Genomic DNA, 18,529 nt, shown 5'->3' with positions numbered 1-18,529 from the left:
CCCATGTCGCTTTCCATTGTCATCATGGCTGCCGGCAAGGGCACCCGCATGAAGTCGGCCCACCCCAAGGTGCTGCACAAGATCGCCGGTCGCCCCATGTTGTCCCACGTCATCAGCACCACGTCGAGCTTGTCGGCGGCGCAGCAAATCGTGATCACCGGGCATGGCGCCGATCAGGTTGAGGCCACCATGCGCCAGGCCTTCACCAGCCTGCCCCTCAGTTTCGTGCGGCAAGAGCCGCAACTGGGCACCGGCCACGCCGTGCAACAAGCCGTGCCCGTGCTGCCCGATGAAGGCACCACCCTGATCCTGAATGGCGATACCCCCCTGATCGAAGCCGCCACCGCGCGCGCGCTGGTCGAGGCCTGTAGTGGCGACAAGCTGGCCTTGCTGACCATCCACCTTCCCGATCCCACGGGCTATGGCCGCATCGTGCGCGATGCCTCGGGCCAGAAGGTGTTGGCGATCGTCGAGCACAAAGATGCCACCGAAGCGCAACGCGCCATCACCGAGGTCTACACCGGTGTGATGGCCGCGCCCACCGCCCAGCTCAAGCGCTGGCTGTCCAAGCTGACCAACCAGAACGCGCAAGGCGAGTACTACCTGACTGATGTGGTGTCGCTGGCCCAACTGGATGGTGTGACCGTGGTGGCCGCGCAGCCGCGCGACGAGGTCGAGGTGTTGGGCGTCAATAGCCCCTTGCAACTGGCCGAGCTGGAGCGCCGCCACCAGCGTGTGCAAGCCGAGCGCCTGATGGAGCAAGGCGTGCGTCTGGCCGACCCGGCCCGCTTCGATCTGCGTGGCACGCTGCAATGCGGGCAAGACGTGGACATCGATGTCAACTGCTTGTTCGAAGGCACGGTGAGCCTGGGCGACCGCGTTCAGATTGGTGCCAATTGCGTGATCCGCAACGCCATGCTGGGCGCGGGCGTGCTCATCCAACCTTTTACGCACATCGATGGGGACACCCTGGGTGTGTCGGTGGGCGAGGGCTCGGTCATTGGGCCTTTTGCACGCCTGCGCCCCGGCGCGCAACTGGGCCCCGAGGTCCACATCGGCAACTTTGTCGAGGTCAAGAATTCAACCCTGGGCCGTGGCTCCAAAGCCAACCACCTGGCCTACCTGGGTGATGCCACCGTGGGCGAACGCGTCAACTACGGGGCGGGCAGCATCACCGCCAACTACGATGGCGCCAACAAGCACCGCACCGTGATCGGCAATGATGTGCAAGTGGGCTCCAACTGCGTGCTGGTGGCGCCCATCAGCGTGGGCGACGGCGCCACCATTGGTGGTGGCAGCACCTTGGGCAAGGATGCGCCTGCCGGCCAGCTCACCGTGGCGCGTGCAAAACAGGTGTCCTTGGCGGGCTGGCAGCGTCCGGAAAAGATCAAACGCTGAAAAATATCGCAAACCCCCCCCTTCCACTCCGGGCGCGGGGGCGGGGCTGTCGGTAACATGATGACATTACATCCCCTCCATTGCAGGACTGCTTGGCCGTGAACCATTACGACTGCTTGAAAGTCACCTCGGATGCGCCCACCGAGGTCATCCGGGCAGCCTATCGGGCACTCGCTGGCAAGCGCCACCCTGATCGCCAGGGTGGCACCATGGGGCGTGATGATCAGATGCACGACCAGATGGTGGCCATCAACGCCGCCTACGAAGTGCTGATCAACCCCGAACTGCGTGCCGAATACGATGCCATGCTGGCGGCCAAGGAGCAGGTCAATGGGCCAGGCAAGGCGCAGCGCCCGTCCAAATCTGCCGGCAGCGGCAAGTCCATGGAGGTGGCTGACAGTGACCATGGTTTTTCAGAAACCCGGGTTGACATTGACTGGATGACGCCCAAGCCTGCCGGGCCGACGCCGCTTTGGCCCTTGACGCCCAATCGCAAGTACGCGGCCATGATCTTGGGGGCGGTGCTGTTGCTGTCGGCCATCTGGGTGGCTTGGGGTGTGGTGACCCGGCACCAGATGGACAAGGCCTTGTCTGACCAATACGCCACCTTCCCGCCTTCGCGCACCCTGGATCAGGATCAACTGGCCGGAGTGCCCGATGCCGCTCCTGGGCTGGCGCCTGCGGACCCTGCCGTGACCAATGCTTCCAGGGTGGCCGAGACCCCTGAAGAGGTGCTGGCTGCCGAGCAAGGCATGCCACCCAGCAGGCCGCAGCCCCCACTCCCCAGCTTTGAGCGCCAACCCACGGTGACCGAGCTGTCCAAATTGTCTGACGAGCAATTGATGGCCATCTTGCCCAGCCTGGGCGAGTTGCAGCCGGCCAAGGGCTCGTTCTCTCGCCAGGTGGCCAGCACGCACCACCCGCTGGATGGCAAGCCGTTGAACCTGCGGCAGGAGCGGCAACTGATCGACCCGCTGGCCCTGGAACAGCCCAAGCGCTGAACGCGCTTGATTCGCTCGCCTCAGGCGGTGGGCGGCAAGGGCAGGGCGGTGCCGAACTTGGCGCGCTTGACCGCGAAGAACGCGCGCACATTGCGCACCTGGCTGTCTTCGGTGAACAGCTGCCGGGCCAGATCCTGGTAGCTGGGCATGTCGGCCACCTGAATCACCAGCACAAAGTCTGGCCCCGGGGACACGCGCCAGCATTGCTGCACGCGGTCATCGGCCACGGCCTTGGCCTCGAAAGCGTCCAGCGCTTCTTGCGTTTGCTGATCCAGCGTCACCTCCACCAGCACCGACAGGCCCCAGCCCAGTGCCTCGGCCAAGCGCTCTGGTGACAGCACTGCCACCTGCTTTTCGATCAGGCCGGCATCCCACAGGCGCTTGACGCGGCGGTGGCAGGTGGCGGGCGACACCTTCACCAAGTCGGCCAGGGCCTGGTTGGACAGGGTGGCGTCTTTCTGCAACAGGGCCAGCAATTGCAGATCGGTGGCGTCGATCGTCGATGAGGGGGGAGCGTTGAGCATGAAAGATTATTGCAAATTCATGGTGATATTTGCATGATGATTTTTTAATGCGCTTGCGGCGGAATAAATTACCAAAAAATGATTTAAAACAAAACAACATTTCATTATGTAAGCCATAGCATCGACCTCTTCTGTTGGATTGGCCCACGTGGCCTCAGGGAGCATCAGCATGTGCGGAATCGTCGGCGCCGTTGGATCGCGCAACATCACCCCGGTTTTGGTTGAGGGCCTCAAGCGGCTTGAATACCGAGGCTATGACTCCTGCGGCGTGGCCGTGCTGCAAGACTCGCAACTGCGCCGCTCGCGCAGCACCGAGCGGGTGTCCGAGCTGGGCGCCCTGATCCAGGCCGACGGCATCAACAGCACCCTGGGCATCGCCCACACCCGCTGGGCCACGCACGGCGCGCCCGCCGTGCACAACGCCCACCCGCACTTCTCGCACGGCACCGGCAAAGATGCGGCCAAGACCAAGCCCGGCCACATCGCCCTGGTGCACAACGGCATCATCGAGAACCACGAGGCCCTGCGCGCCGAGCTGCAAGCCAAGGGCTACGAGTTCCTCAGCCAGACTGACACCGAAGTCATCAGCCACCTGGTGGACCACCTGTACGACGGCGACCTGTTTGCCGCCGTCAAAGCCGCCACGCTGCGCCTGACCGGTGCTTACGCGATTGCCGTGTTTTGCAGCGACGAACCCCAGCGCGTGGTCGGTGCCCGCCAAGGCTCGCCGCTCATCTTGGGCGTGGGCGGCGTGGATGCCACTGAACGCTTTTTGGCCAGTGACGCCATGGCCCTGGCCGGCGTGACCGACCAGATCGTGTACCTGGAAGAAGGCGACGTGGTTGACCTGCAGCCCGGCCGCCATTGGATCGAGAACCGCGCCGCTGGCGCCACCGAACACCAACGCGTGGATGCCGCCGAGCGCCCCGTGCGAACGGTGACCGTGCACAGCGGTGCGGTCGAGCTGGGCCCTTACCGGCACTACATGCAGAAGGAAATCTTCGAGCAGCCGCGCGCCATTGCCGACACGCTGGAAGGCGTGGTCGCCATCACGCCCGATCTGTTTGGCGACAAGGCGCTGGAGGTGTTTGGCAAGATCGACCGCGTGTTGATCCTGGCCTGCGGCACCAGCTACTACTCAGGCTCGGCCGCCAAGTACTGGCTGGAGTCGATCGCCAAGATCCCCACGCAAGTGGAAGTGGCCAGCGAATACCGCTACCGCGACAGCGTGCCCGATGCGCGCACTTTGGTCGTCACCATCACCCAGTCAGGTGAAACGGCCGACACCCTGGCCGCGCTGAAGCACGCGCAAAGCCTGGGCATGAAGCACACGCTGACCATTTGCAACGTGGCCACCAGCGCCATGGTGCGCGAATGCGCGTTGTCGTATGTAACGCGGGCGGGCGTGGAAATTGGCGTGGCCTCGACCAAGGCCTTCACCACGCAACTGGCCGCCTTGTTCTTGCTGACCTTGACGCTGGCCAAGTTGCGCGGCCATTTGAGCCCTGAGCAAGAAGCCAAACACCTGACCGACATGCGCCACCTGCCCGTGGCTTTGCAATCGGTGCTGGCGCTGGAGCCGCAGATCATCTCGTGGGCCGAGTCGTTTGCGCGCAAGGACAACGCCTTGTTCCTGGGCCGTGGGCTGCATTACCCGATTGCGCTGGAAGGTGCTTTGAAGCTGAAAGAAATCAGCTACATCCACGCCGAGGCTTACCCGGCGGGGGAGTTGAAGCATGGCCCGCTGGCGCTGGTGACTTCAGAGATGCCCGTGGTGGTGGTGGCGCCGCACGACACCTTGCTGGAGAAGCTGAAGAGCAATATGCAGGAGGTGAGGGCGCGTGGGGGTGAGCTGTATGTGTGTGCGGATTCGGACACGCACATTCAGGCTGAGCCGGGCTTGCATGTGATCAGGCTGCCGGAACACTATGGCGCGCTGAGCCCGATTTTGCACACGGTGCCGCTGCAGTTGCTGGCGTATCACACGGCTTGTGCGAAGGGGACGGATGTGGACAAGCCGCGTAACTTAGCCAAGTCGGTCACTGTGGAGTAATTGACTCAGGCGTCAATTGATTGTAAATTGACTTGAATGTCAATCGAGCAATCACTGCTGACCCAAGTCATTGAAGCCGCCCGGGCGGCGCAACTCGATCAGGGCCACCTGGCGCAGGCTGCTGGTGTCGCGCCTGAAACGATTTCTCGCGCCAAGAAGCGCGGCACGATTGACCTGAGCACCTTGCAAGCCCTGGCCCAGGCGGCCGGCTTGACGCTGAGCTTGTCCTCTGGCGTCACGCCTGACCCTGCGGGGCCCATGGCGCCCATGGCGCCCATCAGGCGCTCGTCGCTGGCTGATCCGTCGCGTGGTCTGGCCTGGTCCAATGCGGCCATCTCTGATGAAGCTCTGGTGCGCAATGCTTTGAAGAAGGGCTCGTTCAACCTCGTGCTGGAAGCGGTGCTGGAGCATGGCCTGCCTTTTGTCCAGCGGCAGTGGGCCTTGATGCGCGCAGATGCCGATGTCGGTTTGTCATCGCGCGCCCTGGTCGACATCAGCCGAAAGCTGACCAACATCGAACGGGGCTTGAGCCATGCTGCGGCCTGACACCGAGCGCTTGTGGCGTTTCCTGCAAGGGCAATCCACCTTGGGTGGCTTTGTGCTGGTGGGCGGCACGGCCTTGTCGATGCACCTGGACCACCGCCTCAGTGAAGACCTGGACTTCATGATCCCCGCGCCTAGGTTGCCCCGACATGCCATTGAGGGTTTGAAGCGCATGGCGCATGCCAGCGGGTTCAACTTTGTGCCCAGCGACAGCCCCGACGGCTTGGCCGAGTTTGAAGACACTGGGATGGACTACCTCGACTACCAGCAAGACTACGTGGTCGGTGGCAGCGTGAAGCTCACCTTGGTGGCGCCAGATCCTGAAGTGAAGGTGTTGCTGCGTGCGGGTGCCGCTGACAGGCCGCGTGTGGCCAGTCTGGAAGAGATCTTTCGGCTCAAGTGCATCGCGTGTGCCAATCGATCTAAGACACGAGACTGGCTGGACATGTTTGTCATGCTTCAGCGCGGGCTGTTTCAGCCACTGGACATCTACCGCAGCTTCGAACTGGCGGGTGTGCCAACGAAATTCGACATCGCCATGGGGCGCATGTGCTCGGGCAAGATCAGCGTGCTGGATGAGGGCTATGAATCTTTGTTGACCAAGCCGCCGTCTGTGGCGGACATGCAGGCCTACTTCAAGATCGTTCGCGATGCGATCGAGGTTGAAGTGGCAAGATTGGAGGCTTTGGGACGCATGCCTCAGGATGCATTGACAGAAAAAAATAGAACAGGCAAAGCCAGTGTTTGAACAGACCTTCAAGAATATCGACGACATCCTGCACAAAGACGCAGGCTGCACCAGCGAACTGGACTACACCGAGCAATCCTCTTGGTTGCTGTTCCTGAAATACCTCGACGCGTTGGAGCATGACAAGGCCTCAGAGGCCGCGCTGGAAGGCATAACCTACAGCTTCATCCTGGCCGACGTGTTCCGCTGGGAAAGCTGGGCCGCACCCAGAACGCCAGACGGCAAGCTCGACCACAACGCCGCCATGACGGGCGACGACCTGCGCGACTTTGTCAACACCCGCCTCATCCCCTACCTGGCCGCGTTCAAGCAGCGCGCCACCGGCCCCAACACCATCGAATACAAGGTTGGTGAGGTGTTCAGCGAGATCAAGAACAAGATTCAGAGCGGCTACAACCTGCGCGATGTGATCGACAGGATGGACGAACTGCGCTTCAGGTCGCAGACCGAAAAGCACGAGCTCTCGCACCTGTACGAAGCCAAGATCAAGAACATGGGCAACGCCGGGCGCAACGGCGGCGAATACTACACCCCGCGCCCATTGATCCGCGCCATGATCAAGGTGCTCGACCCGCAAATTGGCGAGCGCATCTACGACGGCGCCTGCGGCTCGGCCGGCTTCTTGTGCGAAGCCTTTGACCACCTCAGCGCCAAAGCCAAGACCACCGCCGACCTGGCCACGTTGCAAACGCGCACCTTTTACGGCAAAGAGAAAAAGAGCCTGGCCTATGTGATCGCGATCATGAACATGATCCTGCACGGCATCGAGGCCCCCAACGTGGTCCACACCAACACGCTGGGCGAGAACATCAACGACATCCAGGAGAAGGACCGCTTTGACGTGATCCTGGCCAACCCGCCCTTTGGTGGCAAAGAGCGCAAAGAGGTGCAGCAGAACTTCCCGATCAAGACGGGCGAAACCGCCTTCTTGTTCATGCAGCACTTCATCAAATCGCTCAAGGCCGGTGGGCGTGCGGCCATCGTGATCAAGAACACCTTTTTGAGCAACACCGACAACGCCAGCGTGAGCCTGCGCAAGCTGCTGCTGGAAAGCTGCAACCTGCACACCGTGCTCGATTGCCCGGGCGGTACCTTTCAGGGCGCGGGCGTGAAGACGGTGGTGCTGTTTTTTGAGAAGGGCGCGCCAACACGCAAGGTCTGGTTCTACCAGTTGAACCCGGGGCGCAACATGGGCAAGACCAACCCGTTGAACGACGATGACATGCGTGACTTCATCGTGCAGCAGAAGGTGTTTGGGGATTCGGCGCAGAGTTGGTCGGTGGACGTGACCGCCATTGATGCGACGACCTGGGACTTGTCGGCCAAGAACCCGAAGGGTGGGGATGCGGTGGTGCTGCGCACGCCTTCAGAGATCCTTGATGAGATTGCGGCGCTGGATGTGGAGAGTGCTGAGGTGTTGGCGGTGATTCGGGGGTTGTTGTGACGGAGTGGCCCATAGCGACCATTGGCGGCGTTTGTCGTGTCTACAGCGGTGGCACTCCGTCGAAGGGGAACGCTGCCTACTGGCGTGGATCCATCCCGTGGGTCTCTGCAAAAGACTTGAAGGCCGATCGAATATTCGATGCCGAACTTTGCATCTCACAGCGCGCGTGCGAAGAGACGGCAGCAAAGATAGCCCCGAGTGGCTCGCTGCTCGTGCTTGTACGAGGGATGGGCCTCGCGAATGGCATCCAAATCGGTGAGGTCACGTCGCCCGTCGCGTTCAATCAAGACCTTCGAGCCATTGTCCCACCAGCCACGGTTGACTCAAGATTTTTACTGCTGGCACTCCGTCATGGCCTGGCAGATGGCGGGAACAGCGTATTGAGTTCAGCCGCGCATGGGACGCTAAAGATCGACGCCAATGCACTTCGGCAGATCGAGTTTCCTGTGCCCCCGCTGGGAGAGCAGCACCGTATCGTCGCCATCCTCGACGAAGCCTTCGAGGGCATCGCCACCGCCAAGGCCAACGCCGAGAAGAACCTGCAGAACGCCCGCGAACTCGGCGAGTCCTTGATCGAACAGTGTTTTGAAAATCACGTTGATCAATCCTTTCTTCCGCGCGAGTTAGCCCAGCTTTGCGAGTTCATCGTTGATTGCGAACATAAGACGGCACCTACACAAGGCGAAGGTTTTCCGTCCATCAGAACGCCCAACATTGGCAGAGGAAAACTGATCCTTGATGACGTTAACCGCGTATCGCACGAGACCTATGTTTCGTGGACCAGAAGAGCCGTTCCACGGCCAGGTGACCTGATCCTTGCGCGGGAGGCTCCTGCTGGCAACGTGGCTGTCATCCCGGAGGGAGTTCAGGCATGTCTTGGTCAGAGGACGGTTTTGCTTCGCCCGAAGCGAGATGTCTTTCACCCGGAATACCTCGCCCATCTGCTCTTGCAGCGAAGTAGCCAGACGCGCCTTCTTGCGCATTCACGCGGTGCCACGGTGCAACATGTGAACATGAAAGACATCCGTGCATTTGAGATTCATGGCGTGCCACCACTTGAGCGGCAGCTTCAGGTCATTGATGCGCTTGCTGCGGTTGAAGTAGCTTGCGAGAAATTGCTGGAATCCCAGCGCAAGAAAATCGCCGCCCTCGACGAACTCAAAAAATCCCTGCTCCACCAAGCCTTCACCGGCCAACTGTGAACGACCTCGACGCACGCCGCCTTCATGGCATAAAGTTCGGTGAACCGCGCCGGGCCTGAAACCGGACAAGCTAGGAAACGCAACATGGCCAAGAGCAATCTGCTGAAAACCCAGGACGTCACGTTCCTGGACCTCATCGGCAACGGCAAAAAATACCGTGTGCCTTCATTCCAGCGTGACTACGCCTGGGAGGAGGAACAGTGGGAAGACCTCTGGAACGACATCATCGAGTTGCGTGATGTGCCGGGCAGTTTCCACTACATGGGCGCCTTGGTGGTCGAGGCATCGTCAGACCGCGAATTCCAGATCATCGATGGCCAGCAGCGCGTGGCCACGCTGAGCGTGCTGGCCTTGGCGGTCATTCACCGCCTCAAAGCCATGCCGGGTGACGAGGCCACAATGGCAGCCAACGCAGACCGTGCAGCGCAACTGCGCAGTCGCTTCATCGGTGAAAAAGACCCTGCTTCTTTGTTGGAGAGCAGCAAGCTGTTCCTCAACGACACGGACGACGGCTTTTATCAAGATTACCTCGTGCAGTTGCGCCAGCCTTTGAACCCACGGGGCTTGCCGAAATCCAACCGGCTGCTGTGGCAATGCTTTGGCTGGTTTGACAAGCGTTTGACTGACCTGGGTGCGCAGGGTGAAGCCCTGGCCCGCTTGCTGTCTGACACGGTGGCGCGCCAGCTCTTGTTCATCTTGATCACGGTGGAGGACGACATCAGCGCTTACACCGTGTTCGAGACGCTCAATGCCCGAGGTCTGGAGTTGTCGTCCACCGACCTTTTGAAGAACTACCTGTTCTCAAGGGTGGCCGCCAAATCTGACCTGACTGCCTTGCAGCGTCGCTGGCGCCAGATGATTGGCACGGTCAAGCATGAGCGTTTCCCTGAGTTCTTGCGCTACCACCTTTTGTGCCGCTTCCCGCAGGTGCGCAAGCAGCGGCTGTTCAAGACCGTGCGCGACGAGGTTCGGTCATCGGCCGATGTGTTCGCCCTGATGGATGCCCTGGAGCAGCGTGCCGACTTGTTTGCTGCCATGGATGACACCGCTCACGAGTTTTGGCAGGAGCGACCTGCAGCACGGCCATATATTCGAGACTTGCAGCTGTTTGGCGTGCGCCAGCACACCCCCTTGGTGTTTGCCGCGTGGACGTGCTTGAGTCCCGATGACTTTGTGCGTGTGCTCAAGTTGTTGTGTGTCGTCTCGTTCCGTTACACGGCGGTTGGGGGGTTGAACACCAATGAGCTGGAGCCGGTCTACCACCGGGCGGCCAAGGGATTGTTGGACGGTGAGTTGGCAACGCCTGCTGCCGTCTTCAATGCCCTGCGCAGCATTTACGTGGACGACGATAAGTTCGTGCGTGATTTCTCCAACAAGGAGATGGACACCAGCGGGCGCCGCAAGAAGCTGGTGAAGTATGTGCTGTGCCATTTGGAGACCGATGCCTTTGGCGTGGCGCGCGAATGGGAAACCGACCCAGGCACCATCGAGCACGTCTTGCCAGAGAACCCTTCCAGTGGTTGGGATGAAGCGTTCAGCCCCGAGCGCCAGAAAGATTTTGTGTACCGGCTGGGCAACTTCTTGCTGCTGGAGTCATCGATCAACCGAAGCTGCCAGAACGCTGAGTTCGCTCAGAAGCTGACCTTGTATGCAAGCAGTGCTTATGGCTTGACAAAAGGCCTGGCCGAATCGGGTGTTGTCGAGTGGAATCCGGCCACTTTGGGTGAACGCCAGAGCCGCATGGCTACCCGTGCGGCACATGTTTGGCGGGCTGATTTTGCCTAGATATTGGTGCCGTGCGTGCGACAACTATTCTGACGCCGGGGGCAGTTCTTGATCGGGTTTTGATTCCCCGCATTCGTGGCGTAGTGAGTTGGCGTGAAAATCATTGAAAATCAAATACTTGCATTTGATCGCGCCTCAAATTATTTCTTGATGGTGTCTTGATTGCAGCCACCAAGGGAGCCATGAAGATCCTGCCCACCGAATTCGACGGCCAGTCCATCCGCCGCGTGTATGACGAAGCCGCCGACCTCTGGTGGTTCTCGGTGGTGGATGTGGTGCAGGTGCTGACCGACAGCACCAACGCCCGGCGGTATTGGTCGGACCTGAAGCGCAAGCTGGCGCAAGAGGCGGGGTCCGAGCAACCGTACGAGAAAATCGTACAGTTGAAAATGGCCACGCCAGATGGCAAACAACGCCTGACCGACGCTGCCACCGCCGAGACACTCCTGCGCATCGTGCAATCCATCCCCAGCCCCAAAGCCGAGCCCATCAAGCTCTGGCTGGCCAAGGTGGGTTACGAGCGCATGCAGGAAATGGCCGACCCAAGCCTGTCGCTCGACCGTGCCCGCCAAACCTGGCAGCAGCATGGCCGCAGCGACAAGTGGATTGCGCAGCGCATGACGGGCCAGGAAACGCGCAACAAGCTCACCGACTATTGGCGCGAGCATGACATCAAAGCAGGCGAGGAATTCGCCATCCTCACCAACATCATTCACCAGGAATGGTCTGGCTTGAAGGTTCAGGACCACAAGGCCATCAAGGGCCTGCAAAGCCAGAACCTGCGCGACCACATGAGTGAGGCCGAGCTGATTTTCACGGCACTGGCCGAACTGTCCACACGGCAGATCGCTGAGAAAGACGACGCCACGGGCTTGCCTGAGAACAAGGCCGCAGCCAAGGCCGGCGGGCGCATTGCGCGCAGCGCACGCCAGGCGTTGGAAGACCAGACGGGCAAGTCCGTGGTCACGGGCGACAACTACCTGCCACCATCGCGCACCAAGGTTTTGAAGAAGCCGCCCAAGCCATGAACGAAGCCGAAACCCGCGCCGAGCACATCGACCCCGCCCTCAGGGCCGCAGGCTGGGGCGTGGTGGACGGCAGCCGCATCTTGCGCGAGCACGCCATCACCCAGGGGCGGCTGCAAGGTGGGGGCAAGCGGGCGCGGGCCGAGATTGCCGATTACGTGCTGGTCTACCGCAACACCAAGCTGGCCGTGGTCGAGGCCAAGGCCTGGGCCAAGCCGCACACCGAAGGCGTTGGGCAAGCCAAAAGCTACGCGGCCAAATTGGCCGTGCGCTTCACCTACGCCACCAACGGCCAAGCCATCTACGGCATCGACATGGACAAGGGCCTGGAAGGCGATCTGGCAGCCTACCCCAGCCCCGATGAGCTGTGGGCGCAGACCTTCGCCGATGCCAACGCCTGGCGCGATCGCTTCGCCGCCATCCCCTTTGAAGACAAGGGCGGCACCTGGCAGGGGCGCTACTACCAAGACATCGCCGTCAACCGGGTGCTCGATGCCATCGCCCACGGGCGCGACCGCATCTTGCTGACGCTGGCCACGGGCACGGGCAAAACCTTCGTGGCCTTTCAACTGGCTTGGAAGCTGTTTCAAAGCCGTTGGAATCTGACTGACTGGCAAACTGGTGAGGCGCCCAAGCGCAGGCCGCGCATCCTGTTCCTGGCCGATCGCAACATCCTGGCCGACCAGGCTTACAACGCGTTCTCGGCCTTCCCGGACGATGCCTTGGTGCGCATCGACCCGGCGGACATCCGCAAGAAGGGGCGCGTGCCGAAGAACGGCAGCATCTTCTTCACCATCTTTCAGACCTTCATGAGTGGCCCCGGCGAGTCGCCGTACTTTGGTGACTACCCCGCTGATTTCTTTGACTTCATCGTCATCGACGAATGCCACCGCGGTGGCGCCAAAGATGAAAGCTCGTGGCGCGCGATCCTGGCCTACTTCGCGCCTGCCGTGCAGCTTGGCCTGACGGCCACGCCCAAGCGCACGCTCAACACCGACACCTATGCCTACTTTGGCGAGCCGGTCTACCAGTACTCGCTGAAGGAAGGCATCAACGATGGTTTCCTGACGCCTTTCAAGGTGCGCCAGATCGCAACCACGCTGGACGAGTACGTCTACACCGCCGACGACGAGGTGGTGGAGGGCGACATCCAGGCGGGCAAGCGCTACGAAGAGAAAGACTTCAACCGGGTCATCGAGATCAAGGAGCGCGAGGCTTACCGGGTCAAGTTGTTCATGGACATGATCGACCAGCGCGAGAAGTCCATCGTCTTTTGTGCCACGCAGGTCCACGCCTTGGCGGTGCGCGACCTGATCAACCAGCTGAAGACCAGCACGGACCCCAACTACTGCGTGCGCGTGACGGCCAACGATGGGGCCTTGGGCGAAGAGCACCTGCGCCATTTTCAGGATAACGAGCGAAGCATCCCCACGGTGCTGACAACTTCGCAAAAGCTCTCGACCGGCGTGGATGCCCGCAATGTGCGCAACATCGTGTTGATGCGGCCCGTGAACTCGATGATCGAGTTCAAGCAGATCATCGGCCGAGGCACGCGCCTTTACGACGGCAAGGACTACTTCACGATCTATGACTTCGTGAAGGCGCACCACCATTTCAGCGATCCTGAATGGGATGGCGAGCCCATCGCGCCAGAGATGGGCGAGGGCGTCGGTGCCCCAACGGTGGCCGATCCTTTGGTGGTGCATGCCCATGAGCCACCGGCCCCCAACCTTGATCCGCCGCTCGCGAAGATCAAGGTCAAACTGGCGGATGGCAAGGCCCGAAGGATTCAGCACATGACCGCGACCACGTTCTGGAGCGCGGACGGCACACCGATGTCTGCCGCTCAGTTTCTGGAAGCGCTTTACGGTGCGCTGCCTGAGTTTTTCAAGGATGAGGACGAGCTTCGGGCGCTCTGGAGTTCACCTGACACGAGAAAAGCGCTGTTGGCTGGTTTGGCCGACAAAGGCTTTGGCCGTGAGCCCTTGCTTGAGATGCAACGAATCATTGAGGCCGAGAACAGCGACCTCTACGACGTGCTGGCACACGTGGCCTTTGCGGCTGAGCCCGTCTCACGCGAAGAGCGCGCCGCGATGGCAAGGGTCGCAGCGATGTCTGCCGAGGGCCTGACGGACAAGCAACAGGCGTTCGTCGATTTCGTGTTGGCCCAATACGTGAAGCAGGGCGTTGATGAGCTCGACCAAGAGAAGCTGTCGCCCTTGCTCAGGCTCAAGTACAACAACGCGATTGCGGATGCCTTGGCCGAGCTGGGGCAGCCGGAACAAGTGAGGCGCGTGTTCGTGGGGTTCCAGCGGCATTTGTACGAGGCTAAATTCCCAGCCGCTGCCCAAACCTTCCATCTGGTGTGAGCTTGATCGCAACGTCATCAGGAGGCAGCGATGCCCCCAGTCAATCGCTCATCCTCACCAACCTGACTGGCAGCCTGGCGCTCTTCGCCACATCGCCCCGGGCCAAGCCGGTTTCGCTGTTGACCGCCCAGCCGTGCAAGAAAGCCATTCTGTTGGCATTGCCCTCGGTTCGGCCTTGTTGGATGTTGCCGTAGTTGTACTGGTTCACTGGGGCACTGTGGACATTGGCCGTGACGCTCCAGTACCAATCCTGAGGCGCTGCCGGGAAAAGTTCGGCGCTCAAACTGGGGGAGCTGGCGCGCCATTTGGCGAGCTTCTGCAGCTCTGGCGCGCGTGGCAAGCGCCAACTCAAACCTTCGGCCTCCTTGCGGGACTTTGCCAACATGATCGCCTCTGCATGGTTGGCCAACTTGGGTTTGCCTTTGCAGGACTTTCCGTTCCACGCCATGCCCTCAACGCAACGTGACCAGACGAGCGTGGTTTGCAGGTCGATGACCGAGGCGCCATCTTCAGTGGGGCTGAATCTCGCCGCCGTGTTGGGTTCGCCTGCCCAAGCAAGGCCAAAAGCCAGGCCAAGGGCAAGCCATCGATGTTTGCTGCCTGTTTTGTTCATGCGTTTCTCTTTCACTGTGTCACCCCATTCGGGGTAAACGCTGTCATCACAAACCCCATCTATGTCCATGTACAGGCATTTCGGTCGGGCCCTTCCGTGCACGATGAGCGCATGCGTTGCGGTGCTTCAAGCCCTGTGGCGTGTCAAAGAATCCAAACCCACGACGCTAGGAGCCACTGATGACATTCCGTCCCACCACCAAGCACCTGCTGCTGACCGCCGTCCAGGCCGCGGTCGCCGCCCTCATGGTCCCCGGCCTGTCGAGCGCCGCCACCACCACGCCGGATCCGTTTTACCAATACACGGGCAGCACCCCTTTGGCCAGCATTGAGCCGGGCACTGTCCTCAAGACCCGGACGATTCCGTACTACATCCTGGGCATCAAGACCGCAATGCAGGCCACGCAGCTGGTGTACCGCTCAACCGATGCCTTGCAGCGGCCCTCGGTGAACGTCACGACCGTGATCATGCCAAAGTGCACATCCGCGTGCCAGAACAAAGACAAGGTGATTGCCTACCAGTCTTTCTACGACTCGTTGAACCCGGAAGACTCGCCTTCGCGCGCGTACGCCGGTGGCAAGCGTCTTCCAGACCTCCTTCCAGGCTTTGAGGCGCTCTTGTTCTCGCCCTATCTGCAAAAGGGCTACACCATTGTGGTCTCTGATACCGAAGGCCAAGCAGCCAACTTCGCGGCCGGCCCGGAGTACGGCTACAACACGCTTGACTCGATTCGCGCCGCGCTCAATTCGCCAGAACTTGGCCTGAGCAGGAATGCCAAGGTCGCGATGATGGGCTACTCGGGCGGTGCCATCGCCACCGAATGGGCCGCCGAACTGGCACCGAGCTACGCACCAGACCTGGGCCAGAACCTGATTGGCGCCACCTTCGGCGGCGTGCTGGTGAGCCCCGAGCACAACCTGAGCTACATCGAAGGCGCGCCCATCTGGGGCGGTGTTCTCGAGATGGCCTTCATTGGCATCGCGCGCTCCTACGAGCTCGACCTCACCAAATACCTTTCGGACCGAGGCCTTGAGATCTACAACAAGATGAAGAGCCAGTCGATCATCAACGTGCTCGGCCAATACTCCAAGGTTACCTGGCAGGGCATCGTCAAGCCCGAGTACTGGGACCGCACCACGGTGCCCGAATATGTGGCCTCGGTGAACAAGGTCATCATGGGCACTGGCGGCACGCCAGCCATCCCGCTTCAAATTGCCCAGGGCACGGGCGGCATCTGGGAAGGCACGAAGACATCGCCGGTCTATGGCAAGGGCGACGGGGTGATGCTGGCTGGGGATGTTCGTGCGCTGGCGCGTCAATACTGTGCCCAGGGCGTGCAGGTTCAGCACAAGGAATATGGCTCGAGCCACCTCATCACCGCGATCAGCTGGTTGTCGGGCGCCACGTCGTGGATCGATGACCGGTTCGCTGGGAAGCCTGCTCCGGCGAACTGCGCCAGCATCGCACCCGGCAACTCGCTGGCGCCGCTGGTGTACACGCCCTGATAATCGGCATGGCATTTGCCAAGAGAGGCGATCACTCCTCTCGAAAGGGCAACATGCGCGCACTTTTTGTCACGACCAGCAGCAACCACCTGGCCTCTGGCCATCCCACCGGGCTTTGGGTGGAAGAGTTTGCGGTGCCTTACTTGGCCGCCATTGAAGCGGGCATCGCCGTCACGGTGGCCTCGCCCAAAGGCGGCGTCGTGCCGCTCGACCCTGCATCCCTTCCCGGTGAGAAGGATCAGGCAGCGTGGTCTTCAGCTTTGGCGGCCTTGCGCACCAGCGTCAGGCTCGATGCCATCCAAGCCGAAGAGTTCGATGCCATCTTCATCCCGGGTGGGCATGGTCCCATGGTGGACCTCGCGCAAGACGAGACCTTGCACGCCCTGGTCGCGCGGCACGATGCCGCAGGCAAGCTGATCGCTGCCGTTTGCCATGGCCCCGCCGCGCTGGTGGGCGCCAAGCGGGCGGATGGAGCCGCCTTCTTTGCCGGACGCAAGGCCACGGGTTTCACCAACATGGAAGAGAAGCTGGCCGGTCTGACCGATGAAGTGCCGTTCCTTCTTGAAGACGCCATGAAATCAAGCGGTGCCATTTTCAGCTCGGCAATCCTGCCGCTGCTCAGCCACCTTGAGCATGATGGGAACTTGCTGACGGGCCAGAATCCACGCTCAAGTGAGGCCATTGCCAAGGCCTTGGTCAAAGCACTTCAAGGTTGACGTCACCAATTAGATTGTTTATTCTAATTGGATGGTTCGACTCGCTAAATTCAACGACGACACTTTTGTTCAGGCCGCCATTGAGCTGGCCGCCACCTGCGGTGTGGCGGCGGTGTCCATGGCGGCCATCGCCAACAAGGCGGGCGCGCCCATGGGCTCGGTCTACCACCGCTTCGGTTCGCGCAGTGAAGTGCTGGCGCGCGCTTGGTTGCAGGCCAAGGCTGGCTTGCGCCAGGCCGTGGCGGCGCACTGGCAAGCTGGCCACACATGGCTGGCCGTGCAGGCCTTGCTGACTTGGTGCCGTCAGCACCCGCTGCACGCGCGCTTCCTGTTGCAGTGTGAAGACCACCCACCCATCGACGAGGCCCTGGCCGAGCCCTGGCGCCAGCGCCTGGAAGATGAGCAACTCGCGCTGGATCACGCCTTCGAAGAAGCTGTGCGGCTTTGTGCCCCGCATTGCGGCACCTGGCCGCAGACCTCCGATGCCGCTGCCCAGGCGCAGGAGGTGGCCACGCTGTTGCGCTTCGTGCTGCTCGATGCGCCGCTGGCGCTGGTCCGGCCCGCCCTGCTGCAGGGCCGTGACATCCCCGCAAATGCCGAAGCCCTGCTGCGGACTTCGCACCAAGCCCTGTGCCCCTGGTGGGCCCAAGAAGCGGCTGCATTGCCCCCCCACTGACCCGTCCCCAAACCGCCTTTTTTTCCCATGCGCCACTCCACCCAAAAAGACGCCGGCCGTCCTATCCCTTTGCACGACGAAGCCGAGTTCGCGGCCATGCGCCGTGCTGGTCGCGTGGCGGCCGACACGCTCGATTTCATCGCCTTGCACGTGCGCCCGGGTGTAAGCACCGCCGAACTCGATCGCCTGTGCGAAACCTTCATGCGCGAGGCCGGCGCCATCCCTGCCACCATTGATTACAAGGGCTACCGGCACGCCACCTGCATCTCGGTGAACCACGTGGTCACGCATGGCATCCCGTCTGAGCAAAAGGTGCTCAAGGCGGGCGACATCGTCAACATCGACGTCACACCCAAGCTGGATGGCTGGCATGGTGATTCCAGCCGGACCTTCACGGTGGGCAAGGTCTCGATCCTGGCGCAGCGCCTGGTCGACACCACCCACGCGGCCATGATGGCCGGCATCGCCGAGGTCAGGCCCGGTGCGCGGTTGGGCGATGTTGGCGCGGCCATCGAAGCGCTGACGCGACAGGCCGGCTTCTCATCGGTGCGCGACTTTTGCGGGCACGGCACAGGCCTGGTCTTCCACGATGCGCCGCAGGTGCTTCATTACGGGCAGCGTGGCACGGGCGTGCTGCTGGAGCCGGGCATGATCTTCACGATCGAGCCCATGCTCAATGCGGGCAAGTCTGACGTGAAGGTGCTGGGCGACGGCTGGACCACGGTCACCAAAGACCACGCCTTGTCCGCGCAGTTCGAGCACACCGTGGGTGTGACCGAAACTGGGGTCGAGATCTTCACTTGGCCTGCGGGCCTTGGTCGATGAGTGCCAAGGAGGCGCGGTTGTCCTGACAAATTGTCACAAGTGTTGGGCGATAATATTCTTTGTTGTGGCCATGCCCACAGCGCCCGTCGTGCGCATGAATCG

General features: G+C 61.4%; 16 protein-coding genes. 14 read left to right on the top strand and 2 right to left on the bottom strand.

Annotated elements, in window-relative coordinates:
• Positions 1-3 precede the first annotated feature (3 nt).
• Both glmU and PSV38_RS14730 read left to right on the top strand, forming a co-directional pair.
• The gene (gene glmU, locus PSV38_RS14735; RefSeq protein ID WP_300548670.1) at positions 4-1,398 is read left to right on the top strand and encodes a bifunctional UDP-N-acetylglucosamine diphosphorylase/glucosamine-1-phosphate N-acetyltransferase GlmU; all 1,395 of its coding nucleotides are present in this window, start codon (positions 4-6) and stop codon (positions 1,396-1,398) included.
• Between the two features lie 98 nt (positions 1,399-1,496).
• Positions 1,497-2,399 carry a J domain-containing protein gene (locus PSV38_RS14730; protein ID WP_300548668.1) on the top strand — a complete coding sequence of 301 codons (903 nt, stop codon included), beginning with the start codon at positions 1,497-1,499 and terminating at the stop codon, positions 2,397-2,399.
• A 20-nt stretch (positions 2,400-2,419) separates the two neighbouring features.
• Here PSV38_RS14730 and PSV38_RS14725 read toward each other — a convergent pair whose 3' ends face one another.
• The gene (locus tag PSV38_RS14725) at positions 2,420-2,923 is read right to left on the bottom strand and encodes an Lrp/AsnC family transcriptional regulator (RefSeq protein ID WP_300548666.1); all 504 of its coding nucleotides are present in this window, start codon (positions 2,921-2,923) and stop codon (positions 2,420-2,422) included.
• A 169-nt stretch (positions 2,924-3,092) separates the two neighbouring features.
• On the opposite strand from PSV38_RS14725, the gene glmS reads away from it, so the two are divergent.
• The 8 genes from glmS to hsdR all read left to right on the top strand — a co-directional run bounded on the left by glmS (position 3,093) and on the right by hsdR (position 14,092).
• Complete coding sequence (gene glmS, locus PSV38_RS14720) at positions 3,093-4,976, top strand: glutamine--fructose-6-phosphate transaminase (isomerizing) (RefSeq protein ID WP_300548664.1); 1,884 nt, start codon at positions 3,093-3,095, stop codon at positions 4,974-4,976.
• 36 nt (positions 4,977-5,012) lie between these two features.
• Positions 5,013-5,522 carry a hypothetical protein gene (locus PSV38_RS14715; protein WP_300548662.1) on the top strand — a complete coding sequence of 170 codons (510 nt, stop codon included), beginning with the start codon at positions 5,013-5,015 and terminating at the stop codon, positions 5,520-5,522.
• The gene (locus PSV38_RS14710) at positions 5,509-6,267 is read left to right on the top strand and encodes a nucleotidyl transferase AbiEii/AbiGii toxin family protein (protein WP_300548660.1); all 759 of its coding nucleotides are present in this window, start codon (positions 5,509-5,511) and stop codon (positions 6,265-6,267) included. Before PSV38_RS14715 ends, PSV38_RS14710 begins: the two co-directional genes overlap by 14 nt.
• Positions 6,260-7,711, top strand: a complete 1,452-nt coding sequence (locus tag PSV38_RS14705; protein WP_300548658.1) for an N-6 DNA methylase — start codon at positions 6,260-6,262, stop codon at positions 7,709-7,711. The genes PSV38_RS14710 and PSV38_RS14705 overlap by 8 nt, the downstream gene beginning before the upstream one ends.
• A complete protein-coding gene (locus PSV38_RS14700; RefSeq protein ID WP_300548656.1) occupies positions 7,708-8,913 on the top strand; it encodes a restriction endonuclease subunit S in 1,206 nt (401 codons plus the stop codon). The genes PSV38_RS14705 and PSV38_RS14700 overlap by 4 nt, the downstream gene beginning before the upstream one ends.
• A gap of 84 nt (positions 8,914-8,997) precedes the next feature.
• The gene (locus PSV38_RS14695) at positions 8,998-10,698 is read left to right on the top strand and encodes a DUF262 domain-containing HNH endonuclease family protein (RefSeq protein WP_300548654.1); all 1,701 of its coding nucleotides are present in this window, start codon (positions 8,998-9,000) and stop codon (positions 10,696-10,698) included.
• 182 nt (positions 10,699-10,880) lie between these two features.
• Positions 10,881-11,726, top strand: coding sequence for a Bro-N domain-containing protein (locus tag PSV38_RS14690; RefSeq protein ID WP_300548652.1), 846 nt, complete (start codon positions 10,881-10,883; stop codon positions 11,724-11,726).
• Complete coding sequence (hsdR, locus tag PSV38_RS14685) at positions 11,723-14,092, top strand: EcoAI/FtnUII family type I restriction enzme subunit R (RefSeq protein ID WP_300548650.1); 2,370 nt, start codon at positions 11,723-11,725, stop codon at positions 14,090-14,092. The genes PSV38_RS14690 and hsdR overlap by 4 nt, the downstream gene beginning before the upstream one ends.
• Before the next feature lie 40 nt (positions 14,093-14,132).
• Here the strand turns inward: hsdR and PSV38_RS14680 are convergent, their stop codons facing one another.
• Complete coding sequence (locus tag PSV38_RS14680; RefSeq protein ID WP_300548648.1) at positions 14,133-14,705, bottom strand: DUF1566 domain-containing protein; 573 nt, start codon at positions 14,703-14,705, stop codon at positions 14,133-14,135.
• A gap of 179 nt (positions 14,706-14,884) precedes the next feature.
• Between PSV38_RS14680 and PSV38_RS14675 the strand changes: the two genes are divergently transcribed.
• Genes PSV38_RS14675 through map form a run of 4 tightly spaced genes read left to right on the top strand, consistent with a single transcriptional unit; the run spans position 14,885 to position 18,427 of the window.
• The gene (locus PSV38_RS14675; protein WP_300548646.1) at positions 14,885-16,210 is read left to right on the top strand and encodes a lipase family protein; all 1,326 of its coding nucleotides are present in this window, start codon (positions 14,885-14,887) and stop codon (positions 16,208-16,210) included.
• A 53-nt stretch (positions 16,211-16,263) separates the two neighbouring features.
• A complete protein-coding gene (locus PSV38_RS14670) occupies positions 16,264-16,926 on the top strand; it encodes a type 1 glutamine amidotransferase domain-containing protein (RefSeq protein ID WP_300548644.1) in 663 nt (220 codons plus the stop codon).
• A 31-nt stretch (positions 16,927-16,957) separates the two neighbouring features.
• The gene (locus tag PSV38_RS14665; protein ID WP_300548642.1) at positions 16,958-17,602 is read left to right on the top strand and encodes a TetR/AcrR family transcriptional regulator; all 645 of its coding nucleotides are present in this window, start codon (positions 16,958-16,960) and stop codon (positions 17,600-17,602) included.
• Between the two features lie 27 nt (positions 17,603-17,629).
• A complete protein-coding gene (gene map / locus PSV38_RS14660; RefSeq protein WP_300548640.1) occupies positions 17,630-18,427 on the top strand; it encodes a type I methionyl aminopeptidase in 798 nt (265 codons plus the stop codon).
• The last annotated feature ends 102 nt before the right edge of the window (positions 18,428-18,529 follow it).

This window comes from Aquabacterium sp. (assembly GCF_029946005.1).
Taxonomy (GTDB): Bacteria; Pseudomonadota; Gammaproteobacteria; order Burkholderiales; family Burkholderiaceae_C; genus Aquabacterium.
Note: the sequence above shows the minus strand (reverse complement) of the source record. Positions and strands in the feature narration are given on the sequence as shown.